This window comes from Sporosarcina newyorkensis (assembly GCF_900167515.1).
Taxonomy (GTDB): domain Bacteria; phylum Bacillota; class Bacilli; order Bacillales_A; family Planococcaceae; genus Sporosarcina; species Sporosarcina newyorkensis.
Window position 1 is genome coordinate 172,369 of sequence record NZ_FUYJ01000004.1, and the last position, 22,259, is coordinate 194,627.

Sequence of the window (22,259 nt, forward strand, 5' to 3'; positions counted from 1 at the left end):
TCCCTTTCCATCAGATCAGTTCTTTCTTTGCAGAGCTGCCACAAAGAAGCCGTCACTTTCGTATTGATGCGGCAAGATCTGTAAATAGCTGCTATCAGTCGGTTGATCGATGATGTGTAAAGGAACAAGTTCAAAATCCGGCTGCTCCCGTAAAAACCATTCGACGATTGCCTGGTTTTCTGTTTTATCAATCGTACAGGTGCTGTAAACCAAGCGACCGCCTTTTTTCACTAATTGGCTGGCAACTTGGAGCAGATCTTTTTGAATAACCGATAGATTTTCAATATCTTGCACTGTTTTTTTGTATTTAATTTCTGGTTTCCTTCGAATGACTCCTAAACCGCTGCAAGGCGCATCAACCAGTACACGATCAAATGATTGCGGTTCATAGGTTGAGAGTAATTCTCTGCTGTCCCCGCTATTCGTGTGGATGGAAGTCAAGCCAAGCCGCTCAGCATTTTGCTCGATTAAACGTAATTTATGCGGATGAAGATCATGAGCTTGCACTTCCCCCTCATCTTTCATACGCTCGGCAATATGCGTTGTTTTACCGCCAGGCGCCGCACACATATCGAGAACTTTCATACCCGGTTCTACTTGTAAAGCTAACGCTGGCAGCATGGAGCTTTCATCTTGAACCGTCAGCAGTCCTTGTTGAAATGCTTCTGTAGAGGCTAAATTTCCTGACTCTACTTGAATACTGCTGTCAGTCAAGTTACCCGGCGATGCAAGTACGCCTTCCTTCTTGAGTAACCCTATGACTTCTCCTCTGTTCGTTTTCGTTGAATTAATTCGCGCTGTCGTAACAGGCGGCAAATTATTGACAACTGCAATAGCCGTTGCTTCTTCCATGCCGTACTGTTCAATCCAACGTCGGATCAACCATTCTGGGTGACTCGTCTCAATCGACAGCCGGGCTACCGGATCTTCAATTTCATCCAAAGAAGGAACACCTTCTCGTAAAATCGAACGTAAAATCCCGTTTACCATAGAGGAGACGCCCTTATGCCCTCGCTTGTTTGCAATTTTCACTGCTTCATTGACAACGGCGTGCGGAGGGATTTTGGATAAATAGATAATTTGATAAACGGACATCCGCAATAATTGGCGAACCCACGGTTGCAATTTCCCGCGAATATAAGGTGCCAAATAATAATCCAATGTCATTTGCTGTTGCAATGTCCCATATGTCAATTCCGTCAACAAAGCCCGATCCTTTTGGGGAAGATCGTATAACTCAATTGTCTTGTGAAGCAATAAGTTACTGAAAGCTTGCTCGTTTTCGATATCCATCAAGATCGACAGGGCGGCATCACGTACATTGCCACGCCAAATTTTCTTCTTATAATTTGTCATTCAAACTGGTCTCCCACTTGCCACTTGGATCCGATTCCATTTAAGAAAACGGCGGCAGTCATTCGTTTTTTCCCCGCAGGCTGCAAGTCGGTAATGGCAAACGCACCATCACCTGTCTGGACGATAATCCGGTCTTTTTCCAACGCTATAATTTCACCCGGCACCGCATCAGACGTCCGTTCTTCAACACGCCCCCACCAAATCTTCACTTGGTCATCCGCAAATTTCGAATAAGCTACAGGCCATGGATGTAAACCTCTCACTTGGTTAAAAACGGAACGAGCAGAACGTTTCCAGTCAATTCGTTCCTGTTCCCTCGAAATATTTTTCGCAAACGTCACCTGCGTTTCATCTTGAACTGTACGTTCATTCGTACCATTTACGATCGAAGGCAAAGTGTTCTTCAATAAAGTTGTTCCCACAGCAGAAAGCTTCGTGAATAGACTGCCTGTATCGTCATCTTCTTTGATCGGCAGAGCAGTCTGTGAAATGATATCTCCTGCATCCAATTTTTCCGCCATATACATGATCGTTACGCCTGTTTCAGTTTCACCGTCCAGCACCGCTTGATGAATCGGTGCACCCCCGCGGTATTTCGGCAATAATGACGCATGGACATTGATACAGCCAAGCTTTGGTGCGTCCAATAACTCTTTAGGAAGCAATTGACCAAATGCTGCCGTAATAATTAACTCCGGCTGCAAACTGATGATTTCCTGAAGCTCAGCGGATCCTTTTAGCTTTTCCGGCTGAATGACAGGTAACCCAAGGCGTAACGCTTCTTCTTTTACAGGCGGCGGAGTCAATACTCTCTTCCGGCCAACCGGGCGATCGGGTTGGGTTACTACTGCTAATATATCGTAGCCTTCATCGTGAAGCATCGTCAGGACGGGCACAGAAAATTGAGGTGTTCCCATGAAAATAATTTTCGTCATTCGTCGCCCTCCTCATCCTCTTCAAACTCGGAAGGGTCTACAATCCGCTGTATTTTCTTATCGAATAAAATGCCGTTCAAATGATCGATCTCATGCAAAATCGCACGCGCTTCATAACCTTCCGCCTCTAGTTCATACAGTCTGCCGTCGCGTTCCTGCGCTTCTATACGGACATGGAAAGGTCTCTCTACTTCACCAAATAATCCAGGAAAACTTAAGCAGCCTTCCACATCCACTTCAGCTCCTCCTGTTGCAGTCACTACTGGATTGATCATTTCGATGATATCTTGTTCTTCATCAAAGTCCACAATTGCCACGCGAATCGATTTTCCGATTTGCGGTGCCGCCAAACCTACACCATCATTTTCTATCATCGTTTCATGCATATCATCCAGTAACGTACCCAGCTCTTCATCAAAGACTGTGACTTCCTCACATGGTGCCGTCAAAATCGGAGACGGGTGTTTTACGATTTCTAATATAGCCAAAATTATTCCTCATTTCTGTAGTTACGTTCAGTGCCTGTCGAAGCTAAACGGCGCTTTGCACTTTTGATTCGTCTAGTTCCAAGCCCCAGCCTCTCGGGTCGTTTCGGTCTTTTCGAAAAGTTGCAAAGAACTCAACTTTGTCGATAAGCCCTCCAACGCCTGTCGAGGCTAAACGGCGCTTTGAACTTTTGTTTAAAAAATAGCTGTCGGCTCACGGTTTATGGACATAACCAATCCGTCTTTTGCCCAGCTGGTTTTGTAATGTTTTAATAACTTTTGTAAAACCGGTACGAGCGCAGGTTCCTGTTTGTATTTTACCAAACATTGATAACGATATCTATTGTTGAGGCGACTGATTGCTGCAGCGGTCGGTCCAATAATCACGGACTCGGAAGACAGCTGTTCCATTAGGAAACTCGTGCCTTTATGTGCATAATCAGCCGCCTTCAGTACATCCTCATGGCTGAACTGCACAACCGTCACAAAATAATAGGGCGGATAGCCCAGCTGTCTTCTTCTATCCATTTCCAATTCATAAAACGGCACGTACTCTTGAGTTTTCGATAATTCAATCGCATAGTGCTCTGGATCGTATGTCTGAATCACTACTTCTCCCGGCAGCTGATCCCGTCCGGCCCTGCCGCTCACTTGTGTCAGCAACTGAAACGTCTTTTCCGCAGCCCTAAAATCAGCTAAATGAAGTGATGTATCGGCAGCCAATACGCCAACAAGTGTAATACGCGGGAAATCCAGTCCCTTGGCAATCATCTGTGTACCCAGCAGAATATCTGCTTTTCCTTCACCGAAATCATGCAACAACCTCTCATGGGCGCCTTTCGTACTGGTCGTGTCTACATCCATTCGAATTACGCGCGCTTCAGGTACTAGCTTATACAACTCTTCCTGTGCTTTTTGCGTACCTGTGCCGAAAAACCGGATATGCTCACTTGCACACTCCGGGCATTCGATCGGCACAGGCTGCTCATGACCGCAATAGTGGCACTTCAAACTTTCACTTGAACGATGATAGGTCAATGAAATATCACAATTCGGGCATTCCACTACCGTACCGCAGTCACGGCATAGTACGAAACTCGAGAAGCCGCGTTTATTCAGCAACAACACGATTTGTTCTTTACGTTCCAACCGTTGCCGAATACCATCCGCCAGTGCGACAGAAAACATCGAACGATTTCCTGTCTTCAGTTCTTCTCTCATATCGACGACCTGAACTTCTGGTAATGCCTGTTGTTTTGCACGTTTTGTTAGGGTCAATAATGTATAAACATCTTTAGTTGCGCGTGCATACGATTCCAACGACGGCGTAGCGCTTCCGAGTATGACTGGACAGCGATGATAATCAGCTCGCCAAATCGCTACATCTCTCGCATGATATCTCGGGGACTCTTCTTGTTTATAGGTTGATTCATGTTCTTCATCCAAAATGAGCAGACCTAAATTCGTAAAAGGTGCAAAAACAGCTGAACGGGCTCCGATTGCCACTTTTACTTCGCCTCGATGGATCCGGCGCCATTCATCATATTTCTCGCCAGACGATAATCCACTATGCAGCACTGCGACCAACTCACCGAATCGCCCTTTAAATCGAGCGGTCATTTGTGGTGTCAGAGAAATCTCAGGAACTAGCACAATTGCTTCCTTGCCTTTTTTCAACACATGGTCGATCGCTTGCAAATAGACTTCTGTTTTCCCGCTGCCTGTGATTCCATGCAATAGGAACGTTTCTTGCTTCTTCTTATCACTAGCTTGTTCAATCGCTGACAATGCGGACTGTTGCTCATCTGTCAGCTGCTCAGGCTTCCCGCTGTCCCGCATTTTGGGTGCATCCAATTCACGGTAAACTTCCACTTGGGATTGTTCGATGACTTGTTTATCGAGCAGTGCTTTCAAGACGTTTGCTTTAACGCCTGATTTATTCATGATTTCGCTGGCTTCCATCGATTTCGACGGATGTAGAAGCAACCACTGCAATAATTCCACTTGTTTTTTAGCGTTTGAATGTGTCTCTTCCAAAGCGGATTCCAAGTGTGCTGTGTCCGGAATATGAATCATCCGAACTTTTTTCATCTTGGTTTTCTGCTGGATCGCCGTATCGATCTGAACAATTCCTTGTTCACTATACTTCTTCACTTCATTCAATAAATGAGCATCCTGCAAAGCCTTCAACGATACTTGCTCTCGATTTCCTAAAAACTCTCGGAATGAATCGTCGAGCAATTCTGGCTTGACTACACGCATGATTTTCTCATATTTCGCACGCATCGCTGCCGGCAGCATCACTTGGAGCGCATCGATTTCATAGGCAATCGTTTCAGCTGCCATCCATTTTGACAATGCCAGCAGTTCCGTGGATAGGACCGGCTCTAAATCTATTATCTCCAACACTGGTTTAATCTTGCCAGAATCCAGTTCACTATGCATTTTGATTGCTGTGACATATCCGACGACTTTTCGAGGGCCGAATGGCACTTTCACTCTCAGGCCCGGCTCCATGACGCTCTCCCACTCTGCCGGGACAGCATAATCAAACGGACGATCGATCGGATAAGCCGCTACATCGACAATGACTTCAGCGATCATCTAACTTGCCGCCTTCTTGCTGAAGTATCGTTTCAAATAAACGTACCGCCAATTGATCTTTTGGCATGGCAGTAAACGGAGTGGCTTCTCCTTCTCTGGAAAGCAGTGTGACAACATTCGTATCACTGCCAAAGCCGCCACCCGGATCGGTCACATCATTGACGATGATATAATCCAGATTTTTAGACTCCAATTTTTTTTGACCATATGCGATGACATCCGTCGTTTCAGCTGCAAAGCCTATCAATAGCTGATGTTCTTTCCGATCTCCGAGCGATTTCAATATATCTGTCGTACGCTCCAATTCGAGCACGTCGTCGCCTGCTTTTTTCTTCATTTTCTGAGTATGTACCGATTTTGGACGGTAATCTGCAACTGCCGCGGATTTCACGACAATAGAAGCATCGTCAAATTGACTGAGCACTGCATCGTACATATCGGCAGCACTCTCGACATGGATTATTTGGACGCCTGAAGGAACAGTCAATTCAACTGGACCTGAAATGAGAACGGTTTCCGCGCCAAGCTTTTGCGCTGCTGCCGCCATCGCATAACCCATTTTACCGCTGGAGAAATTCGAAACATAGCGAACCGGATCAATTCGTTCACGTGTCGGCCCCGCAGTAATCACGACTTTTTTCCCTTTTAGCGGTTGATAATGGCCTTGCGTAAAATGCTGGCTTACCAGTTCCGTAATACGTTCTGGTTCTTCCAAACGCCCCTTCCCCACATAACCGCAGGCCAAAAAACCTTCCGAAGGCTCAATAAAGCGGTAGCCGTCCGAATGGAGTTGCCCAATATTCCTTACAACAGCGGGATGGGCGTACATATGTACATTCATTGCGGGTGCAATCCAAACATCCGCTTCAGTAGCAAGTAAAATTGTAGTGACCATATCATCCGCGATCCCGTTTGCCAGTTTGCCGATGACATTCGCCGTAGCAGGCGCCACTAATACCAAATCCGCCCAATCCGCAAGATCTATATGTGCAATCACACGAGAGTCTTTTTCATCAAATGTATCGAAATACACATCGTTTTTTGACATCACTTGGAATGATAATGGCTGCACAAATTCTTTCGCTGAATCCGTCATTACGACTTTAACGTTTGCGCCTGCCTGAGATAGCTTGCTGACAAGTGCGACTGCTTTATAGACTGCAATTCCACCCGTCACACAAAGCAAGACATTTTTATTATTTATCATAATTAGGTGCCCCCTGTTCCTTTCAAAAAATAACAAACTCCCTGAGAACGGTTGAATTCCAAGGGAGTAGTTTTATCTTTATTCAGCAAAAACTCTCACCTCAATAGGTGGTGAGATGAATGTGGAAATATCCTGTTCAGTGGGATTTCAAACGCCCGCTGACCAATAGGAGAACGCAGGCTAGAAACGCCACATCCTGTGGCAATGCCTGCATAACCTACATCCTGTAGGCCTATGCCTCCGGCGGATGTCACAGATTTTGAAAGGATTTAATCGAGCACGCTCGATTCAAAATCTGGACGCAATAACGCCAAAGCGTAATTGATTTCAAATCAAACTTCGTCTTCGTAAATAATTGATTCATCCGCTTGTTGGTTGATCAAGACCCCAGCAGCCACTTCTTCTAACGCTCTGCCGACACTTTTCTCTGAACGATACTTATGTAAGAGTTCGTTCCGTTTTTCCTGTAGTTCACGCGCACGTTTCGCAGCCAGCGTGACCAATGTGTATTTAGAATCTACTTTCCCTTTTAGTGAATCAACTGATGGATATAACATAGTTTATTCTCCCTCCAACATTTGTAAGTATCTCTTTTCCACACGTTCTCTGCGGCAATGCTCTGCTGTAACAATTGCATTGACCCGATCACATGCTTTGGAGACCTCGTCGTTTTCGACTACATAATCGTACAAGTGCATCATTTCAAGTTCTTCTCTTGCCTTTAATACTCGATCGGCAATGATATCGGATGCTTCTGTACCTCTTCCGATCAAACGAGTTTCCAGATCACTCAAGCTTGGAGGTGCCAAGAAGATAAATAAACCATTTGGTACTTTTTCACGAACTTGTGCAGCACCGACGACTTCTATCTCGAGAAATACATCGCGGCCTGCGTCGAGTGTTTCGTTGACGTAGTCGAGTGGCGTGCCGTAGTAGTTTCCTACATATTCGGCATACTCCAGAAGTTTCCCTTCTTGGATCATTTGTTCAAATACTTCCCGTGATCTGAAGAAGTAGTCGACGCCGTCCACTTCGCCTTCGCGCGGGTTTCTAGTGGTCATCGATATGGAGTATTCGTAGTTGGTGTCCGGGCTTGAGAAGAGTTCTTTACGAACAGTTCCTTTACCTACGCCGGATGGACCTGAAAGGACGATTAGGAGTCCTCGATGTTTGTACATATAATCCCTCTTTGTTATGTATTCATTTACACAGCATGCCTGCTTTCAATCCAAGAACGATTCCTTGAAAGTGCTGAACCTGGTATCTGGGAGGGCATCGTTAATTTCCGCTGCAGGCGGACGCTTTCCGGAGGGCGTGGCTTGAGCCGCTTCCCTCGCTTCGCTCAGTCCAGGGTCTCAAGGCTCACGCTGATCCTCCCGGAGTCGCCGCCTTCCGCTCCAATCAACTAGATACACTTCTGAACATGGTGAGCTTCAAAAGAAAAGTAAAAAGAAAGTGATTAATATTCATCACTTCGCAAGTGTTCGACTAAACCGGCCCATGTGTGCAATCTGTTCATATTATACCATATTCATACGATGAGTGCTAAAATGGAACAAAACGAAATGAAAGAGGAATCCGTATGGCATTTGATGGTTTATTTACGAAAGCGATTGTGAGCGAGTTGCAGCAGTTGAAGTCTGGCCGGATTTCGAAGATTCATCAGCCGAATTCGCAGGAAATTATTTTTCAGATCCGAGCAAATAATAAAAATCATAAATTATTAGTTTCACTGCATCCTTCTTTTTCGAGGATGCAATTGACGAATGAAGTGTTGACGAATCCGTCCGAGCCTCCGTTGTTTTGCATGGTGTTACGGAAGCAGCTTGAGGGTGGGATGATTACGTCCATTGAGCAGCAGGAGTCAGACCGGATTGTCAGTATCCAAGTTCAGGCTCGAAATGAACTGGGCGATCAGATTGAACGAAAACTGGTTATTGAGATCATGGGCAGACACAGTAATTTAATTTTACTGGATGCTTCGCGCGATTTGATTATCGACAGTATGAAGCATCTGCCGCCTTCCGTGAACAGTTACCGGACGATTCTGCCTGGACAGCCGTATATCCCGGCACCTCCACAAGATAAACTGGATCCTTTTCAAGTCTTAGAAAATGAATTTATGGATGTCTTACCTAACCTGCAGGAGCCGAGAGATGTTGTCCAGCAATTCGCTGGCTTTTCTCCCCTGACTGCTGCCGAACTACTGTATCGGCTCCAACAAAATCAGGAGCAGCCATTTAGAGTTTGGAGATCTTTTTTAGACAGTTTCAACGCAGATTCAATGAAGCCTACTGTAGTGGAGAATGATCGAAAGACATTATTCTCCGCGGTGGAATTGACACACGCGCCCGGCACAACTCAAACGTTTTCTACATTGAGTGATTTACTCGACAAAGTCTATTTTGCCAGAGCAGAGCGAGAGAGGGTCAAGTCCCAAGCGATTGATTTGGAACGCTGGTTGTCCAATGAAATTACGAAGCTTGAAAATAAGACAAAAAAACTGCAAAAAGAACAGCAGACGGCTCAAAACTTGGATACCTTAAAACTGTACGGTGAGTTATTGACAGCGAATAATTACTTAATGCAAAAAGGCGATAAGGAAGTGACGGTAGAAAATTATTATGAGCAAGGCACTATCGTCACGATTCCGCTTGATCCGCGGAAATCACCTATTGATAATGCCCAGAATTATTTCTCCCGTTATTCGAAAGCCAAAACCGCACTCGTCCGAATTGCGGAGCAGCTAGAAAAGACGAAAGAAGATATCGAATACTTTGAGATGGTACGGCAGCAAGTATATCAAGCTTCCCCAATTGATATAGAAGAAATACGTGAAGAATTGGTCGAACTTGGATTTATGCGTGCTAGAAGAAGCAAAAAGAAGGTAAAGCCAAAGAAACCGGCACCGGAAGCATTTGTTTCCTCGACTGGAGTTCCAATTTCCGTCGGGAAGAATAATAAGCAAAATGATTATTTGACGTTCAAAATGGCTGCGCGGGATCATGTATGGCTGCATACAAAAGACATACCTGGCTCGCACGTCGTCATCCATGATGCAGAGCCAGACGCACAAACGATTGAAGAAGCAGCTGGGCTGTCCGCTTATTTCAGTAAGGCTCGTGAGTCGTCTTCTGTACCGGTCGATTATACCGAGATTAAGCATGTGAAGAAACCTTCCGGTGCAAAACCTGGATTTGTTATTTACTTTGAACAGAAAACCGTGTTTGTTACGCCTGATGAAGATTTAGTCCGTAAACTGCGGAAGTGAGTAATATTATATAAAAAGGCTGCCCGAAAAGTCATTGCCACCTGACTTTTCGGGCTTTTTGTATGAGGGGGAGGATTTAATTAATTCGGTCGGATGATGAACAGGAAAAAGGTGCGGTGCTTGGCTATATTGGTTCGGTTGGATCGTGGATTGGTTCGGTTAAGTTACAGATTGGAGCGGTTCGAAAGGAGTTTGGTTCTGTTCAATGCTATATTGGTGCGGTTGCCGCATACTTTGGCGCGTTGTAATATTTTATTTACTGGCCGCGCAAAATTGGAATTTCACCAAAAGCAGTTTTGGACTTTCGGGACAGACCCTTTTACATTTTCACACCATATTCATTGCACCTCTAGCTCATCGACTGATTTATACTCTTTAATAAGCCCCAGATGAATTGCTTCCCATAGATAAAACGACACTACAGAACGATACGGTTTCCAAAGCGGGGATTTTTCGACCAGAATGCTCCGCCGTTCCGATTTATCCACCCCGTACAACCATTCGGCAGCACGCTGAATTCCCACATCGTCTACGGCAAGCACATCACCACGGCCAAGAGACAGAAGCAGAAACATCTCTGCTGTCCACTTTCCTATCCCCTTGACATTAATTAGCTGCTCCATAATGGATTCATCGCTATATTCCGCTATATGGTTAAGATCCAGCTCATTTGCTGCTATTTTCTCTGCCAAGTCGTTTACATACTCTGCTTTTCTCGTTGTTAAACCAACCTGCTTCAACTCCTCTTCTGACTTCGCAAGCAACCCCTCCACTGTGACACTTCCGCCAAGCAATTTCAGAAGACGCTCATAAATTGCACTGGCTGCACTGACGGAGATTTGCTGGCCAATGATGGAACGGACAATGGAGGAAAGGTAGTCGGTCCGTAAAGGGATTTCAATATCATCAATAAATGTAATCATCCTTTTCATCAATGGATCGCTGTTGGTGATGAACCGAACTGATTCATCTTGTGTACGAATATACAGTGTGCACACTTATTTCATCTCCTGTCTCCATTCAAGGCTTTACATAGAAAACGAAGACTGCCTGTAAGCAATCCACGTTTCGTTACTAGTTCACTAGAGATCATGGAACAGATTAAGGAAAATACCAAACCAACTTTTAATACAGTGAACTCCTTTAACAGAACCATGATTTTAATCTTACAACCAATATACAGCCTGAGAATCTTTGATTTCTGTTGATCCTGCAAGAAAAGCCGTAACGAAGAACGGCTTTTGCAAACAAAAGCATAGCGCTAAGAGCATATTTTTGCTTTTCACCGCCTCCCTTTCCAATCAAGTCAGACTCTGCTTAGAAGTTTTGTTAAACAATCGCGCTCGTTTACAGAGGATTAAAGGGAATACAGTTCTATTATTTTTTCTAAGGATAATTTATTTGGATTACACATATCAACAAAATAAGGTAACTGCCATTTTTGAGTTTTCATCGCTTGTTTACTACTTGGACTATCCCAGCTAGGATAAACTCTTATTGCCATTTTGCCCTTTGTTGAAGTAGACCTAAGAATGTTTTGTTTTAAAAGAATTTCTTTCGGAAAGATAAATTGTCCAAACTCATTTTCATTTTTAAAGGTAGTTATAACTAATAAATCAGGGGCTTCCTCATATGAGTAGGGTTGATTTTTATTATTTTCGTCTTTTTCCCAAAATGCAACAAACTGCCCTGCTTTGGCAGGTGTAATATTCGCAACTCTGAATCGAATTGTTTTAGAAGATAATTGAAATGTACCAGCACCATACTTCGAATTTTGCTTCTCTTCTTGAACTGACTTTACAGTTAAGAGATTCGACTCATAAATCATTTTATTTACATGAGTTAATGATGTAAAAAAATCATTCATTTCTTCACTCCTAAATATCAAACAACATGGCTTCGATTACTGCAATACTGACGCTTTAAAAGCCTACGTTAATTGAGCTATTCACACTTGTTAGACGAACCTTTTCGGATCTTCTATTCTGATAGAGACAACTTCTCCGCAATTCAAGCAGAAAGTATAGATTTTATTTGATCCACTGAATGAAGATTTTTTCGATTTAATTGGCATAAAATCTGTTCCTTCTCTAAATTCGTTCCCATTGCAACTTGGACAACGCTTTTCAGTGTTCATAGGAATTTCTCCTCCTTCATGCTACTCCATTATCTCGTCTGGTCACGCTACTTTGCCGGTTAAACCAAAAAGAGAATCCTCATGCTGAGAGAAGACATCCCAAAGTATTCTGCGATGCCTCCACAAACTCCAAATATAAGTTTATCTCTTGAGCTTTCCTAAATTTATTTTGCAATCTAATTCATCCTTTTAAATAGTCTGTTACTAAATTAGTAGAGATCTTTTCATAAATGTACTCTTTAATGAAAAAGGAAAAACTAAACAGATATTCCGTCTGTCAACACTAAAAAATTTACTAAAATTAACATTACACCATTATCAAAAATTATTGCAAAAAGAGAAAGTGAACCTAAAATTATAATTACTAACGGCAAGTCCGTATTCGGGCCTCTTAGAATAAAAAACGATATAATGCTTGCAACAACCGGCAGAAAAGAAAAACCTCCCCACTTATTCATACAAGTGATTCCTCCTTATCAAGGATACGTTCCGTTAATCGAATATTAAAGGATCTTATTCTCACTCAAGCACGTCCCTTTAAGTGGAATTTCACACGCAAAAATTAGTCATTTTACTAAACATCAAATTTTTTTACCAATCTAATACCATTCTACCAAATTTCTTTAAATTCATCGGACTTCAACTAAAATAATCTCTAACTTTTCATTAATTTGCTTTCGCCGTAAAGTAATCATATAACAAAAGGACCGCCACGAGAAACCGCGAATCAATCCACGATTTCCCTGACAGTCCTTTATTTATTACAATGTACCCTGCTTCAATTTCGTATGCCATTCCGTTAATTCATTCATGGATTCCTCTTCGATTGCGCCTTCTTCTTTTGCCACTTCCGCCAAAGCCGCGAAGTTCGTCAGGCTGTGGTATGAAAGTTTAGCTTCTGCAAACTTTTCATCCGCTTTTTGAAGTTCGTATGTAAAAATAGAGACGATGCCGCATACTTCTACGCCTTCAGCCAGCAAAGCGTTCGCTGCATTCAAGCTGCTTCCGCCTGTTGAGATCAGATCTTCGATGATGACTGCCTTTGCGTTCGGCTCGATCTTGCCTTCGATTTGACGGCTCTTGCCATGCGCTTTGGCGGAAGAACGGATATAGACCATTGGCAACTTTAGAATATCTGCCACCCATGCCGCATGCGGAATCCCTGCTGTCGCTGTCCCTGCGATCACCGTTGTTTCCGGATAGTGAACTCGGATCAAAGCAGCAAGACCTTCAGCGATTTCTTTTCGTCCAACTGGATCCGCCATTGTTAAGCGGTTATCACAATAGATTGGCGATTTGATACCTGATGCCCACGTAAATGGTTCTTTCGGATTCAAGGCAACAGCCCCGACATTCAATAAAATTTGAGCTACTTCTTTTTCTCTAGTCATTGAGGGGTTCCCTCCCATAAAGTATTTACTAACTCATACGCTTCACTTGGATTTTTTGCCCCTGTGATAGCACGTCCAACGACGATATGTGTAGAGCCTTCCTGTCTCGCTTTAGCAGGGGTCGCGACACGTTTCTGATCGTGGACATCACCTTGTGCTAATCGAATCCCTGGTGTCACTTTGAAAAATTCCTTACCACAAACTTCTTCAATTATCTTCGCTTCTTGTACCGAACAAACGACGCCGTCCAAATGAGCTGATGAAGCAAGCTTCGCATAATGTTCTACGGATTGCTGAAGCGGGACGCCGATCAATTGCTCTTCTCGTACTTGGCGGTCATCTGTTGAAGTGAGCTGCGTCACGGCAATTAATGCGGGACGCTGTTTGCCTGCTGGCGTACCGATATCCAAACCTTCCAGTGCCGCTTCCATCATAGCTTTCCCGCCAGCCGCGTGAACATTGACCATATCGACTTCAAGCGAAGCCAAGACGTTCATCGCGGATTTGACGGTATTCGGGATATCGTGCAGTTTCAAGTCCAAGAAGATGGAATAGCCTTCTTCTTTCAAGCGGGCGATCATCGCAGGACCTTCTTTATAATACAATTCCATTCCAACTTTGACATTGACCGAATGATCGAATGCTTTAAGGAAATCAAATGTTTTTTCTGCTGAATTAAAATCTAGCGCGATGATGGGAGATCTATTCATAGACGATGGCTCCTTCCGATCAATTCTGAAATATGATCTATTTGCAATTCATCCAATTTCCCTGGAAGCTGTTCAATAAGAGTTGGACAAATAAATGGATCTACGAAATTCGCTGTGCCGACCGCCACTGCACTCGCTCCTGCAGATAAAAAGTCGACAACGTCTTGCACACAAGTAATCCCCCCCATTCCGATGATCGGAATATTGACGACTTGGCTTACTTCATAAACCATACGAATCGCTACAGGCTTCACGGCAGGACCTGATAAACCACCTGTTTTATTGGCAATAACCGGCTTACCTGTTTTTTCATCCAGACGCATGCCGACCAATGTATTGATCATCGTGATGCCGTCTGCTCCGCCTGCTTCCACTGCGATTGCCATAGACTTAATATCCGCTACGTTTGGTGACAATTTCACATAGACAGGCACGGAAGACACAGCTTTCACGGCTGCAGTCAGCTCTTTCGCAATTTCAGGATCCGTACCGAACGTGATGCCGCCACATTTGACATTCGGACACGATATATTCAGTTCCAACGCGTGAACATTCGGCGCTTTGGAAATTTCTTTTGCCACTTCCACGTAGTCCGCTGTTTCGGAACCCGCGACATTGGCAATGATCGGAACATCGAACTGTTCAAGCCATGGCAATTCATTTTCAAGAACACCATGCAAGCCTGGATTTTGCAAACCGATTGCATTCAACATACCAGAAGCTGTTTCCGCTACTCGAGGTGTCGCATTTCCGTAACGCGTTTCAAGTGTTGTTGCCTTAATCATGATCGCACCAAGTTGAGAAAGATCATAGAGATTGCCGTACTCTTTCCCAAAACCGAAACATCCGGAAGCCGGCATGATCGGGTTTTTTAATTCGAGTCCTGGTAATGTAATTGCTAATCTACTCATATTTGCACCACCCCTGCTGGAAATACTGGACCGTCGGAGCATACTTTGACATAGGCTTTGTCTGTCGCGTTTTCATTTGTATGGCACACACAAGCGAAACAAGCGCCGATACCGCAGCCCATGCGCTGTTCAAATGATAAGAATCCTTTTTTATGCACATATGCTTTTTGGACTGCATCGAGCATCGGCATTGGTCCGCAGCTATAGAATGTTTCAAATTCGTCAGTTAGCTCGCCCATAATATTCGTAACAAATCCTTTTGTGCCGTTACTTCCATCGACCGTCGCAATATACGTTTCGCCTAGTGTAGCAAACTGCTCTTCATAAAACACGACGTCATCTGATTGGAAGCCTAGGATATGAATGCATTTGACACCTTTTGCCGTCAGCTGCTTAGACAGTTCGTACAATGGCGGTACCCCGATGCCACCACCGATCAGCACAGCCGTTTGACCTGAAGCCGTCTCATTGACAGGAAAGCCATTTCCAAGCGGACCCAACACATTGACGATATCCCCTGCTCGCTTTTGTGAAAGCAATCCAGTGCCATGTCCTTCTGCACGATAGATAATCGTCATTTCATTTTTTTCCACATTGACTTCCGCTATCGAAATGGGACGTCGCAACAATGGTTCAAATGAATCGGATACGCGGATATGGACAAACTGGCCCGGAGAAGTAATTTCTCCGACCAGCTTTCCAGTGAGTTTCATTTCAAAGATATTTTTCGCGATTTGCTGTTGCGATCCAACTGTCATCAAATCTTGAATGATCATTGAATCACCTGCTTGGGCATCGCGGCTGTTTGAAACGTCATCGATTCGATGACAGAAAGCATTGCAGCTGCTGTATCGATGGAAGTGAAGCAAGGAACTCCATTCTCTACTGATTCACGGCGAATTCTAAAGCCGTCACGAGCAGGTTGTTTACCTTTTGTCAGTGTATTGATCACTAACTGTGCCTGTCCTTTTTGGATGACATCAATCAATGTCGGGCCTTCCGTTCCGATTTTGCCGACAGTTTTCACTTCAATGTTTGCTTGTTCAAGTGCTTTAGCTGTTCCTTCTGTAGCTAAGATGCGGTAGCCGATTTGAACAAAGCGTTCTGCGATTTCAATAATTTCTTCTTTATCTTTATCGGAAACCGTCATCAAGACCGAACCGTATTCCTTCACTTCCATGCCTGCAGCGACTAAGCCTTTATAAAGTGCTTTTTCGAGAGTGCTGTCTTTCCCCATTACTTCACCTGTCGATTTCATCTCAGGTCCGAGCGTGATATCTACACGACGCAGTTTCGCAAAGGAGAAGACTGGTACTTTTACATAGACACCCTCTGGAGCGTCTGCAAGTCCGTCTGTAAAGCCTTGTTGTGCAATTGATTTACCTAAAATTGACTGGGTAGCGACATTGGCCATTGGAATATTCGTGATTTTACTTAAGAATGGTACTGTCCGGCTGGAACGCGGGTTCACTTCAATGACATATACCTGACCTTCCGAAATGACGAACTGGATATTGAGCAACCCTCGGATATTCAACCCTAGAGCCAAACGCTTCGTGTAATCCGCAATCGTTTCGATCATTGATTGGGAAAGATTTTGCGGCGGATAGACAGCGATCGAGTCACCTGAGTGTACGCCTGCGCGTTCGATATGTTCCATAATTCCTGGAATCAATACCGTCTCGCCGTCACAGATCGCATCTACTTCAATCTCTGTACCTGTTAAATAACGGTCGATTAATACTGGGTGCTCAGGACTTGCTTTCACTGCATTTTCCATGTATTGCAGCAATTCTTGTTCATGATAGACGATTTCCATCGCACGACCACCTAATACGTAAGAAGGACGAACGAGTACTGGATAGCCGATTTCATTGGCGATCACAACTGCTTCCGGAACAGATAACGCCGTTTTTCCAAGTGGCTGGGGAACGCCGATTTCGTGAAGCGCACGTTCGAACTTGTCACGGTTTTCCGCACGGTCGATATCTTCAAGGGACGTCCCGAGAATCTTCACACCACGTGCTTCCAGTTCAGCCGCCAAGTTAATCGCCGTTTGTCCTCCAAACTGTACAATGACTCCTTCCGGCTGCTCTAAATCGATAATGTGCATGACATCTTCAATTGTCAGCGGCTCAAAATATAGCTTGTCAGAGATGGAGAAGTCAGTTGAAACAGTCTCTGGGTTGTTATTGACGATGATCGCTTCGTAGCCTGCTTCTTGGATCGCCCAGACACAGTGCACCGTTGCATAGTCAAACTCCACGCCTTGACCGATACGGATTGGGCCGGAACCAAGAACGACAACACTTTTCTTATCAGATTTTACAGATTCATTTTCATCTTCATACGTACCATAGAAGTATGGAGTGTCGGATTCGTACTCACCCGCACATGTATCTACTTTTTTATAGACAGGGATCAATTCTTGCTCTTTTCTCCAGTTATAGACTTCACGTTCTGTCGTATTCCAAAGTTGCGCCACAATCGCATCTGCAAATCCTAGACGCTTTGCTTTGTGAGCAACTTCTTGGTCAAATGGATGATCTTTCAATGTCTGTTCGTAGCGCACAATATTTTCAAATTTTCGTAAGAAGAATAAGTCGATTGCACTCCATTCGTGCAGCGTTTCAATCGTCACACCGCGGCGCAATGCTTCACCGATGAAGAATAGGCGCTCATCTCCAGCTTTACGGATTCGTTTTTCGATCCATTCATCCGACATCTCGCTGCCGCCTGGCAATGAAAGATCAAATTGACCAATTTCAAGTGAACGAACTGCTTTTAAGATGGACTCTTCAAAAGTACGGCCCATCGCCATAACTTCTCCTGTTGCTTTCATCTGAGTGCCAAGATTCCGTTTAGCAGATTCGAACTTATCGAAAGGCCAGCGCGGAATTTTCGTTACAACATAATCAAGCGTTGGCTCAAAGCAAGCATATGTGTTACCGGTAACCGGGTTCATCATTTCATCTAGCGTCAGTCCGACAGCAATTTTCGCAGCCAGTTTCGCAATTGGATAACCCGTTGCTTTAGAAGCCAGTGCAGATGAACGGCTCACTCGTGGATTCACTTCAATGATGTAATAATCAAAGCTATGTGGATCAAGTGCCAGCTGAACGTTACAGCCGCCTTCAATTTTCAAGGCACGGATAATCCGTAATGACACGTTACGCAGCATTTGATTTTCACGATCCGTCAAAGTCTGGCATGGAGCAGCAACGATGGAATCGCCTGTATGGATCCCTACAGCATCGACGTTCTCCATATTACATACGACGATGGCATTATCCGCCGAGTCGCGCATTACTTCATATTCGATCTCTTTAAAGCCTGCAATGGATTTTTCAAGTAGACATTGAGTCACTGGACTATATTTCAGGCCGCTCGCCACAATTTCTTCTAAGTCCTCATCGTTGTGACAAATACCTCCACCTGTTCCGCCAAGCGTAAATGCTGGGCGAACGATCACAGGATAGCCTATTTTTCCGACGAATGCATAAGCTTCCTCAAGGTTATGAATAATGTCACTTTCCGGAACAGGTTCGCCCATTTCATTCATTAAATTACGGAATAAGTCGCGATCTTCTGCTTTATGGATCGCATCCAGTTTTGTACCAAGAATCTCAATTTCAAGTTCATCCAAAATTCCTGATTCTTGAAGTTCGATCGCCATGTTCAAGCCTGTCTGTCCGCCTAATGTAGGCAGCAGTGCATCAGGACGCTCCTTGCGGATGATTCGGCTGACGAAATCTAGAGTAATCGGTTCAATGTATACTTTATCTGCAACTTCTGTATCCGTCATGATTGTAGCTGGATTCGAGTTGATTAAAATGACGCGGTAGCCCTCTTCCTTTAAGGAAAGACATGCTTGTGTACCTGCATAGTCGAATTCTGCGGCTTGGCCGATGACAATCGGACCTGAGCCGATGACGAGGATGGATTTTATATCTTGACGTTTAGGCATTGGTATTCTCCTTTCGGTTGCTTGCAGTCATTTGCTGAATGAAACGATCGAATAAATAACTTGCATCTTGTGGTCCGGGTGAAGCTTCAGGATGGAACTGTACAGAAAAAGCTTCATATTGCTCACTGCTTACACCTTCAACACAGCCATCATTCAACGCTTTATGTGTAACTATTAGGCCAGTTCCTGCTAAAGAATCTTCCAGCACTTCATAGCCATGACTTTGTGATGTCAGATCGGTACGGTTTGTCTCCAAATCTTTTACCGGATAGTTGCCGCCAATATGGCTGTTTTTCATTTTAGCTGTTTTTGCTCCGCACGCGAGTGCAAATAATTGATGGCCCAGCCCGATACCGAAGATTGGTTTCTTGCCAAGCAATTCTTTGATTGTCTCAACAGCACCTTCGACATCTTGCGGATTCCCAGGACCGTTTGATAATAAAATGCCGTCTGGGAACAGCGCTAGGATTTCTTTAGCGGATGTATCGTAAGGCACGACAATGACATCGCAATCCTTCTTATTCAGTTCACGTAAAATGCCGTGCTTGATTCCGTAATCGATGACGACTACACGTTTCCCTAAGCCCGGGCTTGGATATGGACGTTTAGTTGAAACTTTTGCCACAAGGTTCGTCGGCACTTCATAGCCTTGAACTTCTGCCAGGACCTCATCCAAATTGATGTCTTCGCCAGCAGCAGTTAGTTTTCCTTTTAATGCACCTTTATCGCGCAGTAGACGGGTCAGTTTTCTTGTATCGATTTCTTGGATTCCCGGGATACCTTTTAATGAAAGCAAATCACCTAACGTCATTCCACTGCGGAAGTTGGACGGCTCTTCCGTTAATTCTCTGACGACTAAACCATTAATCGCCAGATCAATGGATTCGTAATCATCCCGGTTGATGCCATAGTTTCCGATTAAGGGATACGTCATGACGACGATTTGTCCACAGCCTGAAGGGTTAGAGATCGTTTCCTGATAACCGGTCATTCCTGTTGCAAATACAGCTTCTCCTAATGAAGCACTATCCGCTCCAAATGCTTTCCCTTCAAAAATAGAGCCATCTTCTAAAACTAAATATCTTTTTTTCATCATTGACCATCCTTCCAAACGATGTTTCCACCGAAAATTGTCATTACAGGCCATCCAGTGCAATCCCAGCCGTCAAATGGCGTGTTTTTCCCTTTTGACACAAACGTTGTACGATCGATTTTTTGCTCTTTCTCCAAATCAATTAAAACTAAATCAGCTGTTGCTCCTACTTCAATTTTTCCATAAGGCAAACCGAATACTTCTGCCGGTTTAATCGTCATCCAGTCAAGCAATTGCTTCAGAGTCCAGTGACCCGGTTTTACGAAATGTGTGTACAATAAAGGAAATGCTGTTTCGAATCCAGTGATGCCAAATGGTGCTTTCGCGAATCCGACAGATTTTTCCTCTGCCGTATGTGGTGCATGGTCCGTAGCGATGCAATCCAATGTACCGTCTAGCAACCCTTGACGCAATGCTTCGCGGTCCTCTTCAGAGCGCAGTGGAGGATTCATCTTCCAGTCAGCATCATCCCCCGGCACATCGTTTTCCGTTAGCAACAAGTGGTGTGGACTTACTTCCCCTGTCACATGAATTCCAGCTTTTTTCGCATCACGAATCGTCCGTACGGATTCTTTCGTGCTGACGTGGCAAACATGGTAGTGCGCGCCTGCTGCTTCTGCTAATAAAATATCTCTCGCAATATGTACTGACTCTGCGATGGATGGGATACCCGGCAACCCAAGCTCTTTATTGCGCATCCCTTCGTGCATCGCGCCGCCATAGATCAATGTATTGTCTTCACAGTGCGCTACAATCGGCATATTGATAGCCGCAGCATCTTGCATTGCTTCGTACATCATTCCTGCTTCTTGAACGCCCACTCCGTCATCTGTGAAAGCAAATGCGCCATGTTCTTTTAATTCCGCAAGATTGGTCCGCTCTTTTCCAGCTTCTCGAATGGTGATAGATGCGTATGGCAACACGCGAATTTTCGCATTATCTTCAATCAATTTATTAATTTTTTCGATATTTTCAATCGTGTCCGGCACTGGCCGTGTATTAGGCATCGAACAAATCGTTGTATACCCGCCTTTTGCTGCAGCTGCCGTTCCAGTTGCGATCGTTTCCTTATGCTCCCCACCCGGCTCTCTCAAGTGGACATGTACGTCAATCAGACCTGGAGATAGCAACAACCCTTGTCCTTCAATGATTTCACAATCAGCTGTCGGTAACTGGCTGCCGATTTCTGTAATCTTTCCTTCTGAGATTTTCACATCTGTTACTACGATCTGGCCTTCTTCGCTTACCATTTGGACATTTTGAATTAAAGTGTTCATGTTATTTCCGCCCCTTCAAAATTAATTCTAGAACAGCTGCTCGAATATAGACGCCGTTTTCGACTTGTTTAAAAATACGTGATTGAGGACTTTCAATTAAGCAATCCGCGATCTCCACATCTCGATTGACAGGTGCCGGATGCATGATGATTGCTTCGCTTTTCATTCTGCCTGCGCGTTCTACTGTCAAACCGTACTGTTCATGATAAGCCGCTTTCGTATAGGCCATTTCTGTATTATGGCGTTCATGCTGTACACGGAGAAGCATGACAACATCGCTCGTTTCAATTACTTCATCCCAGTTATCCACACTTTCAAATTCTCCTGCCCATTCTGGCGGACAGAGGAATGTGACCTCGGCACCTAGTTTCTGCAGAGCTTCTGCGTTGGACCGCGCCACACGGCTATGTGAGATATCTCCTGCAATCAGCACCTTCAGACCCTCGAAACTTCCGAACTCCTCCTGGATTGTGAAAAGGTCCAATAAAGATTGTGTCGGATGTTGACCTGAACCGTCACCCGCATTGATGATCGCTACATTCGTTCGATCAATCAATTCTTCATAAAAGCCATCGGACGGATGCCGGATAACAAGTGCGTCCAAGCCGATTGCCTCCAACGTTCGGATCGTGTCATATAACGTTTCTCCCTTTAATGTACTGGAGAAACTAGTCTCAAATGGGATGATTTGCGCTCCAATTTTTCGTTCCGCCATTTCAAAGCTCGTTTTTGTTCTTGTGCTCGGCTCGAAAAACAGATTGCACACAGTGTAGGTTCCTGGCAGTTCACGGAAGCCCAGGCGTTTAAAAATCGCCGCTCGATCAAGTATCAACATGATTTCTTCCACTGTCAGGTCTTTCATTGAAACTAAATGTTCCATCGGATGTTCCTCCCTCATGAAGTGCAGGCATTTAT

The 22,259-nt window shown here is 44.4% G+C and carries 20 protein-coding genes and 1 pseudogene; 2 read left to right on the top strand and 19 right to left on the bottom strand.

Annotation, left to right across the window (positions count from 1 at the left end):
- Window positions 1–15: 15 nt before the first annotated feature.
- The 7 genes from rsmB to gmk form a co-directional block, all read right to left on the bottom strand.
- Complete coding sequence (gene rsmB / locus B5D59_RS09785) at window positions 16–1,356, bottom strand: 16S rRNA (cytosine(967)-C(5))-methyltransferase RsmB (protein WP_078817783.1); 1,341 nt, start codon at window positions 1,354–1,356, stop codon at window positions 16–18.
- Window positions 1,353–2,291 carry a methionyl-tRNA formyltransferase gene (fmt, locus tag B5D59_RS09790; protein ID WP_078817784.1) on the bottom strand — a complete coding sequence of 313 codons (939 nt, stop codon included), beginning with the start codon at window positions 2,289–2,291 and terminating at the stop codon, window positions 1,353–1,355. Before fmt ends, rsmB begins: the two co-directional genes overlap by 4 nt.
- Window positions 2,288–2,779, bottom strand: a complete 492-nt coding sequence (def, locus tag B5D59_RS09795) for a peptide deformylase (RefSeq protein WP_078817785.1) — start codon at window positions 2,777–2,779, stop codon at window positions 2,288–2,290. Before def ends, fmt begins: the two co-directional genes overlap by 4 nt.
- 192 nt (window positions 2,780–2,971) lie before the next feature.
- Window positions 2,972–5,380, bottom strand: a complete 2,409-nt coding sequence (priA, locus tag B5D59_RS09800) for a primosomal protein N' (RefSeq protein WP_078817786.1) — start codon at window positions 5,378–5,380, stop codon at window positions 2,972–2,974.
- Window positions 5,370–6,587: a bifunctional phosphopantothenoylcysteine decarboxylase/phosphopantothenate--cysteine ligase CoaBC gene (coaBC, locus tag B5D59_RS09805; protein ID WP_078817787.1), complete on the bottom strand. Its 1,218-nt coding sequence runs from the start codon at window positions 6,585–6,587 to the stop codon at window positions 5,370–5,372. The genes priA and coaBC overlap by 11 nt, the downstream gene beginning before the upstream one ends.
- A gap of 332 nt (window positions 6,588–6,919) precedes the next feature.
- Window positions 6,920–7,144, bottom strand: coding sequence for a DNA-directed RNA polymerase subunit omega (gene rpoZ / locus B5D59_RS09810; RefSeq protein WP_078817788.1), 225 nt, complete (start codon window positions 7,142–7,144; stop codon window positions 6,920–6,922).
- Between the two features lie 3 nt (window positions 7,145–7,147).
- Window positions 7,148–7,765, bottom strand: coding sequence for a guanylate kinase (gene gmk, locus B5D59_RS09815; protein WP_009765562.1), 618 nt, complete (start codon window positions 7,763–7,765; stop codon window positions 7,148–7,150).
- A gap of 404 nt (window positions 7,766–8,169) precedes the next feature.
- Here gmk and B5D59_RS09820 point away from each other — a divergent pair, with 404 nt between their 5' ends.
- Both B5D59_RS09820 and B5D59_RS18555 read left to right on the top strand, forming a co-directional pair.
- Window positions 8,170–9,858 (top strand): Rqc2 family fibronectin-binding protein, encoded by a 1,689-nt coding sequence (locus tag B5D59_RS09820; RefSeq protein ID WP_078817789.1) that lies wholly within the window; start codon window positions 8,170–8,172, stop codon window positions 9,856–9,858.
- Between the two features lie 116 nt (window positions 9,859–9,974).
- Window positions 9,975–10,106: a hypothetical protein gene (locus tag B5D59_RS18555; RefSeq protein WP_281250661.1), complete on the top strand. Its 132-nt coding sequence runs from the start codon at window positions 9,975–9,977 to the stop codon at window positions 10,104–10,106.
- A 90-nt stretch (window positions 10,107–10,196) separates the two neighbouring features.
- Here the strand turns inward: B5D59_RS18555 and B5D59_RS09825 are convergent, their stop codons facing one another.
- From B5D59_RS09825 to B5D59_RS09885, 12 genes and pseudogenes are all read right to left on the bottom strand, one after another.
- Complete coding sequence (locus B5D59_RS09825) at window positions 10,197–10,856, bottom strand: DNA-3-methyladenine glycosylase family protein (protein WP_078817790.1); 660 nt, start codon at window positions 10,854–10,856, stop codon at window positions 10,197–10,199.
- Between the two features lie 359 nt (window positions 10,857–11,215).
- Window positions 11,216–11,725: a MepB family protein gene (locus B5D59_RS09830; protein ID WP_078817791.1), complete on the bottom strand. Its 510-nt coding sequence runs from the start codon at window positions 11,723–11,725 to the stop codon at window positions 11,216–11,218.
- 329 nt (window positions 11,726–12,054) lie between these two features.
- Window positions 12,055–12,138 (bottom strand): annotated as a pseudogene (locus B5D59_RS18560) (PspC domain-containing protein); the annotation flags it as partial.
- Window positions 12,139–12,252: 114 nt separating this feature from the next.
- Window positions 12,253–12,453: a hypothetical protein gene (locus tag B5D59_RS09845; protein ID WP_078817793.1), complete on the bottom strand. Its 201-nt coding sequence runs from the start codon at window positions 12,451–12,453 to the stop codon at window positions 12,253–12,255.
- Window positions 12,454–12,756: 303 nt separating this feature from the next.
- On the bottom strand, window positions 12,757–13,386 hold the full coding sequence (gene pyrE / locus B5D59_RS09850) for an orotate phosphoribosyltransferase (protein ID WP_078817794.1): 630 nt from the start codon (window positions 13,384–13,386) through the stop codon (window positions 12,757–12,759).
- On the bottom strand, window positions 13,383–14,096 hold the full coding sequence (gene pyrF / locus B5D59_RS09855; protein WP_078817795.1) for an orotidine-5'-phosphate decarboxylase: 714 nt from the start codon (window positions 14,094–14,096) through the stop codon (window positions 13,383–13,385). The genes pyrE and pyrF overlap by 4 nt, the downstream gene beginning before the upstream one ends.
- On the bottom strand, window positions 14,093–15,007 hold the full coding sequence (locus B5D59_RS09860) for a dihydroorotate dehydrogenase (protein ID WP_009765567.1): 915 nt from the start codon (window positions 15,005–15,007) through the stop codon (window positions 14,093–14,095). Before B5D59_RS09860 ends, pyrF begins: the two co-directional genes overlap by 4 nt.
- Window positions 15,004–15,783, bottom strand: a complete 780-nt coding sequence (locus B5D59_RS09865; protein WP_009765568.1) for a dihydroorotate dehydrogenase electron transfer subunit — start codon at window positions 15,781–15,783, stop codon at window positions 15,004–15,006. The genes B5D59_RS09860 and B5D59_RS09865 overlap by 4 nt, the downstream gene beginning before the upstream one ends.
- Window positions 15,780–18,974, bottom strand: coding sequence for a carbamoyl-phosphate synthase large subunit (gene carB, locus B5D59_RS09870; protein ID WP_078817796.1), 3,195 nt, complete (start codon window positions 18,972–18,974; stop codon window positions 15,780–15,782). Before carB ends, B5D59_RS09865 begins: the two co-directional genes overlap by 4 nt.
- Entirely contained in the window at window positions 18,967–20,067 is a 1,101-nt protein-coding gene (locus B5D59_RS09875; RefSeq protein WP_040758848.1) for a carbamoyl phosphate synthase small subunit, read from the bottom strand. Before B5D59_RS09875 ends, carB begins: the two co-directional genes overlap by 8 nt.
- Entirely contained in the window at window positions 20,067–21,344 is a 1,278-nt protein-coding gene (locus B5D59_RS09880) for a dihydroorotase (protein WP_078817797.1), read from the bottom strand. Before B5D59_RS09880 ends, B5D59_RS09875 begins: the two co-directional genes overlap by 1 nt.
- Before the next feature lies 1 nt (window position 21,345).
- Entirely contained in the window at window positions 21,346–22,224 is an 879-nt protein-coding gene (locus tag B5D59_RS09885) for an aspartate carbamoyltransferase catalytic subunit (protein ID WP_078817798.1), read from the bottom strand.
- Window positions 22,225–22,259 lie beyond the last annotated feature (35 nt).